This is a genomic window from Sulfurovum sp. (genome assembly GCF_041562805.1).
Classification (GTDB): Bacteria; Campylobacterota; Campylobacteria; order Campylobacterales; family Sulfurovaceae; genus Sulfurovum.
In genome coordinates this window covers 1-7,672 of the sequence record NZ_JBFFOH010000120.1, presented here as the reverse complement: position 1 = coordinate 7,672, position 7,672 = coordinate 1, and the positions used below count along the sequence as shown (strand labels likewise).

At 36.5% G+C, this 7,672-nt stretch carries 9 protein-coding genes; 2 read left to right on the top strand and 7 right to left on the bottom strand.

Annotated elements, in window-relative coordinates:
- The 3 genes from ABYK33_RS11875 to ABYK33_RS11865 all read right to left on the bottom strand — a co-directional run.
- A partial coding sequence (locus ABYK33_RS11875; protein ID WP_373033450.1) for an AAA family ATPase occupies positions 1–432 on the bottom strand: 432 nt, incomplete at its 3' end.
- Positions 429–1,448: a hypothetical protein gene (locus ABYK33_RS11870; protein WP_373033449.1), complete on the bottom strand. Its 1,020-nt coding sequence runs from the start codon at positions 1,446–1,448 to the stop codon at positions 429–431. The genes ABYK33_RS11870 and ABYK33_RS11875, both read right to left, overlap by 4 nt.
- An 87-nt stretch (positions 1,449–1,535) precedes the next feature.
- On the bottom strand, positions 1,536–2,036 hold the full coding sequence (locus ABYK33_RS11865) for a YgjP-like metallopeptidase domain-containing protein (protein ID WP_373033448.1): 501 nt from the start codon (positions 2,034–2,036) through the stop codon (positions 1,536–1,538).
- Between ABYK33_RS11865 and ABYK33_RS11860 the strand changes: the two genes are divergently transcribed.
- Positions 2,035–2,988 (top strand): CoA ester lyase, encoded by a 954-nt coding sequence (locus ABYK33_RS11860; RefSeq protein ID WP_373033447.1) that lies wholly within the window; start codon positions 2,035–2,037, stop codon positions 2,986–2,988. The genes ABYK33_RS11865 and ABYK33_RS11860 overlap by 2 nt on opposite strands.
- 9 nt (positions 2,989–2,997) lie before the next feature.
- Positions 2,998–3,984: a lytic transglycosylase domain-containing protein gene (locus ABYK33_RS11855; protein ID WP_373033445.1), complete on the top strand. Its 987-nt coding sequence runs from the start codon at positions 2,998–3,000 to the stop codon at positions 3,982–3,984.
- On the opposite strand, the gene ABYK33_RS11850 is transcribed toward ABYK33_RS11855, so the two are convergent.
- The 4 genes from ABYK33_RS11850 to ABYK33_RS11835 all read right to left on the bottom strand — a co-directional run bounded on the left by ABYK33_RS11850 (position 3,977) and on the right by ABYK33_RS11835 (position 7,601).
- Complete coding sequence (locus ABYK33_RS11850; protein ID WP_373033444.1) at positions 3,977–5,833, bottom strand: putative bifunctional diguanylate cyclase/phosphodiesterase; 1,857 nt, start codon at positions 5,831–5,833, stop codon at positions 3,977–3,979. The genes ABYK33_RS11855 and ABYK33_RS11850 overlap by 8 nt on opposite strands.
- A gap of 45 nt (positions 5,834–5,878) precedes the next feature.
- Complete coding sequence (locus tag ABYK33_RS11845) at positions 5,879–6,250, bottom strand: heat shock protein transcriptional repressor HspR (RefSeq protein ID WP_373033442.1); 372 nt, start codon at positions 6,248–6,250, stop codon at positions 5,879–5,881.
- Positions 6,251–6,260: 10 nt separating this feature from the next.
- On the bottom strand, positions 6,261–7,121 hold the full coding sequence (locus ABYK33_RS11840; protein WP_373033441.1) for a DnaJ C-terminal domain-containing protein: 861 nt from the start codon (positions 7,119–7,121) through the stop codon (positions 6,261–6,263).
- An 84-nt stretch (positions 7,122–7,205) separates the two neighbouring features.
- A complete protein-coding gene (locus ABYK33_RS11835; protein WP_373033440.1) occupies positions 7,206–7,601 on the bottom strand; it encodes a rhodanese-like domain-containing protein in 396 nt (131 codons plus the stop codon).
- Positions 7,602–7,672: the final 71 nt, after the last annotated feature.

Below are 7,672 nucleotides of genomic sequence, written 5' to 3'. Positions count from 1 at the left end.
TTTTTGGACAGGTGGTAACTGAAAGAAATCTCCCACAAAAAGTACTTTCCCAAAGTATCCGTAGTTGTTCAGTCTGTACGCTATCATATCCATCAAGTCTGTACTCACCATAGAGATCTCATCTATAATGATCAGGTCTGTGGATTTAAGCACCTTCTTGAGATCTGAAAGTCTTTTCTTGGCTCGTTTGTCTCCCGCAGCCAACTCATCAAAATTATTAGCGATGCCAAAGACAAAAAAGCTATGAACCGTGAACCCGCCGATGTTCACAGCACTCACACCTGTTGAACCTAAGGAAACTACCTGTTTCCCTCTTTTACGGAAGTCAGAGATCACTTCATTGGTAATATAACTCTTACCTACACCGGCACCACCTGTTAAGAAAACATTTGAATGTTTCAGTGCTTCTAATACATCTACTTTATCACTCAAAATCCAGCCTTGTCTACGAGTCCACTCTGGCAATGGCTTCTTGTTTGTTTTCCTTGTTTTAAAAGGGTGCCTAAAGCATCACTGCCAGATCCCAGATGTAACCATAGTTCAGTGATCAATCCGTTATCACATTTCAACTCCACACGTTTCCCTGTACCTAGACCAAAGTTTCTGTCAAATACTGAACGGATCTGTTGAAGTGTAACGCGTTTTCCTATATGTTTTTTAAAGAAGTCTCCAACCTTAGAATCATTCATTTGTTCTACCATACTTATAGAATCTTCATAATATTCATTGGCATCTGTACCATAACAGGCACCATGTTTGACCCACTCATGCTTATGCAGGTTTGAAGAAAATCCGGGCATTACTTTTTGCAAACGTGTTTTGACTGTATCACTCAAATCCAAATCAGGAAGTCTGTTCCCCTGTTTATGTTTATCCAAATTTATATCCTCCCTGCCTACATCACAATAGATCTTATTTTTAGGCTGTGGCCATAATCCATGAAGTACAAAATGTTTCTCACTGTAGTTGGGTCTACCAAAAGAAAACATACTTCTTTTACACTCTTTTTTATACCTGTGTGTTTCACAAAAAGCATTGTGCCAGGAGAGTGCCAAGAGGTTTTGTTTTGAGATATTTTTATTTCCATATTTTTTAGTATGTTTCGTTAAATCAATACTTGTTGATGTTTTAGAGAGTTCCTCTTCTATACTAATGATCCGACTCTCAACTTTTTCAACATTGACTGGATTAGATGATTCCGAACGTTTAGAAAAACACGTATCGTTCACCCATCTCTGAGCAGGCTGTTCCCCTGTTACCAAAATAAGGTTTTGTCCTTTATGGTGTTTTAGTATCGTATATTTTTCGTTAGTATTTAGATGTACGTTATGGGTATTTTTCGTATGTTTCATGTTATTAAATGCAGGACATTCCTGCGTTGGGAATACATCGTATCTTGCAAAAATAGAAACCGTCAAAAAGATAAATATGAGGATGAGTTTATTCATACTGTGATGCCCTGATAATTTTATAAGTATTATACTGTAACAAACTTTTGAGGGTTGTGACGGCTGTTATTTAAATCCACAAACCTATCAAACATATAACTCCCCAAAAGTATCACGATAGGTCAAATATAAACGTAGATCAAACTCAAGTTGATGGTAGTCAGGTTCTATATGCTTGCATAGTTTGTAGAATGCTTTATTGTGTTCTTTTTCTTTGAGATGGGCCAACTCATGCGTCACTATCATCCGTAAAAAGGCCTCAGGCACTTTTTTAAAGAGATGGGAGATACGTATCTCGTTCTTTGCCTTGAGCCTTCCACCTTGCACACGTGATACAAAGGTATGTGTTCCAAGTGCAGCGTTAATATCACGTATCTTGGTATCGTAAAGTACTTTAGCAATGGGAGATGCACTTTTCATATGGGTATTTTTAAGTTCTATCACATAGGCATAGAGATTTTTGTCTGTTGAGTAGCTATGCACATCACTGTAGCGTGAAAGTAGATACTTACCCAACTTTTTTTGCTGAATAAGGGTTTGCACTTGTGCTTTTAACTGGTCATCGTAACCATTAAGATATTTCAACATGGGAAATTATATCTCTTTTGGGTTAATTCTGGTTATTTTTAGATACCATAACAGTATGATATTTGATACTTTAGACACACTGCCAACACAGATGGGAAGCAAACGAAAAGCCCCTGCTGTTAAGAGATACTATCGTTCTAACATGATGCTCAACCCTCTTAACCTCAAACACCTGAACCGTATGGATGAAAGTGATGCTGACATGATCACACTTAATCTTGAAGATGCCATCGCACCTTCCCGTAAAAAAGAAGCACTGCAGAATATCGCTCTTTTCCTTTCACATATGGAACATGCCAACTCCTTCATCATCGTACGTACCAACCCTCTACATGAAGGGGGAGCTGAAGAGATAGCTTTTTTGAATGATTTTGGGTTTGATGCCGTGCGTGTGGCAAAAGTAAAAAACCAAACCGAGATAGCACAGGCGCTTACCCTACTCTCAGAAGATAAAGAGTTACATATCTCTCTCGAAACAAAAGAGGCTTTTGAGAGCTTAAGTGCACTAAGGATAGATGAACGTCTTACCACAGCAAATATAGGCATCTTGGATCTTCTAACTTCCCTTGGATTACCTCAGTCTTTAGTCACTCTGGAAAATCCTACTATAGACTACATTCTCTCTAAGTTTTTGGTAGATTCCAAAACTGCAGGTATCCATCCCATCTCTTTTATGTTCCAGAAATATAATGATACAGAGACGTTCAAAGCATGGTGTGAAAGAGAAAAAATGATGGGGTTTGAGACCAAAGCATGTATGGGACCAAAGCAAGTACAGATTGCAAATGAGATTTTTAGTATTAATAAATATGAACTAGAGAGAGCTAGACATATCAAAGAGGTTTTTGAAACGAATTCGGCACAAGGCATAAACGGATTTATGGATGAAAAATATGGATTCATAGATGAGCCCATCTATCGGGATAGCCTATTGATACTAAATAATATATAAGGAAAATACTTGAAGTTTACTAAACTACTTTTACTCGCAATACTTCTTCCATATTCACTACTGGCTAACGATGACCGTCCCCCTGTTCCCTATGATTTCTTAGCCAAAAAAGAAGTCAAAAACTTCATCAATATGATGGTTAAAAAACATCATTTCAAACGTTCCTATATAACGTCTGTACTAGAAGATGCAAAACTTGACCGCGATACTTTAGCCAGATATACAGGTAAATATAAAGTGGGAACAACCAACGGTCCATGGGAACGATACAAAGCACATGTTCTTGACCCCATCACTCTCAACAAAGCCAAAAAATTCAAAAAGAAATACTATAAAACACTTTTGAGGGCCAGTAAACAATATAAGGTTGATATGGGATATATCGTTGGGTTTATCGGCGTGGAAAGTAAATTTGGAGAGTATACTGGTGACTATAATGTATTGGACGCGCTGGCTACCCTCGCCTTTCATAAAAACCGTATGAAAAAATTTTTCAAGTCAGAGTTTGAACATCTCTTTTTAATGGCAAGAAAACAAGGTTATGATATCAAAAATCTGGAAGGTTCCTTTGCCGGGGCAATGGGTGTTGTGCAACAGGTTCCGTCTGTATTTCTAAAGTATGGTATGGATTACAATGGTGATGGGAAAAAAGATCCATGGAGCTTGGAAGACGGTATAGGTATCATCGCTAAATTCATGCATAAGAACGGTTGGGAAAAAGGAGCTCAGGTTGCTATACCGACAAAATTTAAAGGGAAACGCTATTCAGCACTCAAAACAAGTCACAGACGAATGTTACCATTAAAAACTATCTTAAAGCATGGTGTTAAGCCTTTAAAGCCCTTTAATGAGCCTAATGCATACTTACTTAAAAACCGTAACCTTATCCATGATGACATATGGTTGGGAGCAAAAAACTTTCGTGTCCTCACACGCTATAACAATTCAACAAGTTATGGCATGGCCATACATCTCATTGCAGAGGCAGTTAAATAAAAATATACTTCTCTTCAAACTTGCTTTGAGGAAGTGCCTCTTCGAAATAGAAGCCTTGAAATACATCACAGTCATTCTGAGTTAAGAAAGCAAGCTGCTCAAATGTTTCTACTCCTTCAGCGACAATATTCAAATTAAAATTCTTAGCTATGGAGATAATAGTACTGATCATTTTCTTATCACTCTTACTATCATGAAAGCGTGCAATAAATGTTTTATCTATCTTCACTTCATCTATAGGCAAAACACTTAAATAACTTAAAGATGAATACCCTGTACCAAAGTCATCTATCGAAAAAGAGATACCCAGTTCTTTCAATCTATTCATTATAGAAATTACTTTTTTCATATCTTCAGCAAATACATGCTCTGTGATCTCAAAAAATATTTTGGGTTGATTCTCTTTTTGAGGAAAATAACTCTTCATTAAACCATCTATTTCTTCTATAAATATTTCACATAAAATTTGTCTCATACTGATATTGATCGAAAAAGATTTTAATTTTTTTCCTTTTCCATCCCATCGATGTAAAGTTTCAAATGCCTCTTGTAATACATAGCTACCCAACTCGAGGATCAAACCCGTATTTTCTGCTATAGGTATAAATTCTTCAGGACTTAGTACTCCCAACTCACTATCATTCCATCTGACTAAGGATTCACAGCCTATCAGGTTTTCATCCCTATCAAATTGTGGTTGGTAATATACTTTTATTTTCTTTTCTTTAATTGCATGATGAAGTTTCTGTTCTATCAGAAGATGTCTTTCAACTCTTTCCTCAAGCTCCTTATTAAATATGATAACACCATCTCGTCCTTGTGCCTTCGCCTCATACATTGCTATGTCCACTTCTCTAATGAAATTCGCACTAAATAATAAGGAGCCAGGATTCAGTCGATGTACCCCAATACTTGCACTGATATGCAAGTGGTGACTATCAATAATATAAGGTTGTCTAATCACGTTAAGTAGACCTTCTGCAAAGGTCTGATCTGGAGTAGATTCAAATTCTTTTTCACTTAACTCTTTACTCACAAGGATAAACTCATCACCACCTAATCGTGCTACCATATGTGTTTCACTCACATAAAGTTCTATACGTTTAGAAACTGCTATCAAGAGTTTATCACCTATCTCATGTCCTAAAGAGTCATTGATCTTTTTAAAGTGGTCTAGATCAATAAGAAAAATACATGCAATTTTATCATTCTCTTCTAATCTTTCATTCAAAGAGTCCATATACTCCATGAAATATCTTCTGTTATAAAGCCCTGTCAATACATCATGTTGTGCCTGATAATAATTCTTCTGAATCAATGAATAAGTATTATAGGCTGCATAAAGTAAAACAGCCAAAAATATAAGAGAAAAAAAGGACAGTATATACCCATACCATGTACCAACAAGCAGAAAATAAGTAGTCAAGGGGAACATCAACGTTACCAAAATAGGAACAAATAATTTTTTATCAGATACTAATAATGCAGATGCTACAACAGAAGCACCCAGTTGCGTAAATATGGCAATATAATGCAAATTATATTCATCATAACCAACATACAGTACAAATATCACCGACCAGGAAGAAAAAATAGCATACATAAACCATGTCAGCTTCTTATACCATTGTTTTAACTCTGCTTCATTCATTTTACGTAGATCAAATTCATTATAAATAGAAAATCCATAGAAAGAAATAAGTATAAGCGCGGTATACCACAATTCTGCAGGGAGAGCAGCGTCAAACAGCAACCCAAACATAACATAGACTAATCCGGGGATAAGCGAGAGTCCTATCATCAGGAGTATTTGTTTTTGAAGAAATATATAATATTTTTGCTGTTTCATGTAGATAGTATATAATAATTTTTAATATACAATCGTTTTTCTTATTTAATCCTCAAAAATAATAATGTCATAAGAACTTTTTGTGACCAACGCTTTACTTACATGTACAGAGCCATTACGGTTTACTTTACTCAGTTCTTCACGTAATTGATCTATCTCTTCTTGCATACTATCTATCTGCTCTTTAAGTTGAAGTACAATGTCTACACCGGCAAGATTCACACCCATTTGACGTGTTAATCGTAAAATGAGTTTCATACGTTCAATGTCACGTTGTGAATAAAGACGCATACGTCCCTGTGTACGCGAAGGTTCTACCAATCCTTCACGCTCATACTGTCTGAGTGTTTGTGGATGTATGTCTAACATGGTAGCTACTACTGAAATAAGGTACACCGGTTCGTCATAACTATGCATAAAAAATCCTTTAGAGTTTTGCTTCTATCATTGCTTTAAGTTCAACATCCAATGTATCCACATCAGGTAAAACCACATTGGCAACGAGATACAAGTCACCTCTCAACGCAGTTTTTCTGTCAGCAACACCTTTACCTTTAAGTCTAAACTTTTGACCATTTTTAGTATTTTGCGGTACTTTAAGTGAAACTTCCTTCTCTGGTGTTTCAATAGCTATCTTACCACCAAACAGCGCTTCCTTCAAAGGAACATCAAATGTTTTATAGAGGTTGTCACCCTTTCTTTCATACTCATCCGAAGCGGCGACTTCTACCTGTATAAGTAAGTCTCCTGCCTGCCCCCGGTACTGTTTACCTTTACCACGCACACGCATTGTCTCACCACTTTTAATTCCTGCGGGGATCTTAATATCAAAGTTTTGACCATTGGCAGATACATTATGTTTTCCACCATTCACAGAGACCATAAAGGGTACAGTGATACGTGCCTGCATATCAAGGTCAGGACCACCAAAGCCACCAAAACCACCTTGTTGTGCTCCACCAAAGCCGCCACTGAAGCCGCCACCTCCGCCACCAAACATTTGTCTAAGTATCTCATCGAGGTCTACGCCTCCACCCTGTCCTTGTGCAAAGTCATGGAAATTCTGTCCACCGAACATCTGATCACCAAACTGGTCATACTGTGCTTTTTTATCAGTGTCAGAGAGCACTTCATATGCTGCATTTATCTCTTTAAACTTTTCTACGGCACTCTCATCTTTATTAATATCCGGGTGGTATTTTCTTGCGAGCTTTCTATAAGACTTTTTAATTTCATCGGCTGAAGCATTTTCACTTACACCGAGTGTTTCATATAAACTTTTTGACATGTTATTCCTAAAATAATATATTTCTCTAATTTTAAATAAATTATATCAAAATAGTTTAGTCTATGTCAATCAAGTTTGAGAAGATTATGGATTGTATGGTACAGTTTTATAACCTTCATGTATCATTTTCATGATCCCCCCTTTGAGGTTAGTCACCTTATACCCTAGTCTTTCTGATAAGAATTCAGAAACCATACCCGTACGACTACCTACTCTGCATATGAGTGCGAACGACTCATCCTTTTTAACAACCATGTCTAACTGTTTCAAAAAAATCTCTATATTAAAGTTCCCTTTTTCATCAAAGAACATAATCGTATAAGAACCTTTTACAATACCCGTCTCTCTCCACTCAGTAGGTGTACGTATATCTATTATCTTGATATTTTTTTCAGCATACTGTGGTGTCGCCCATACTTGCGTTAACTCTGCTAGTAAAACAGTTGACATAATCAATAATCCAATCAATACCTTTTTCATTTCATTCCTTATATTTATTATAATATGAGCCAAATCTTATTTATTGTAACAAAATAAAGTAAAGTAATCGT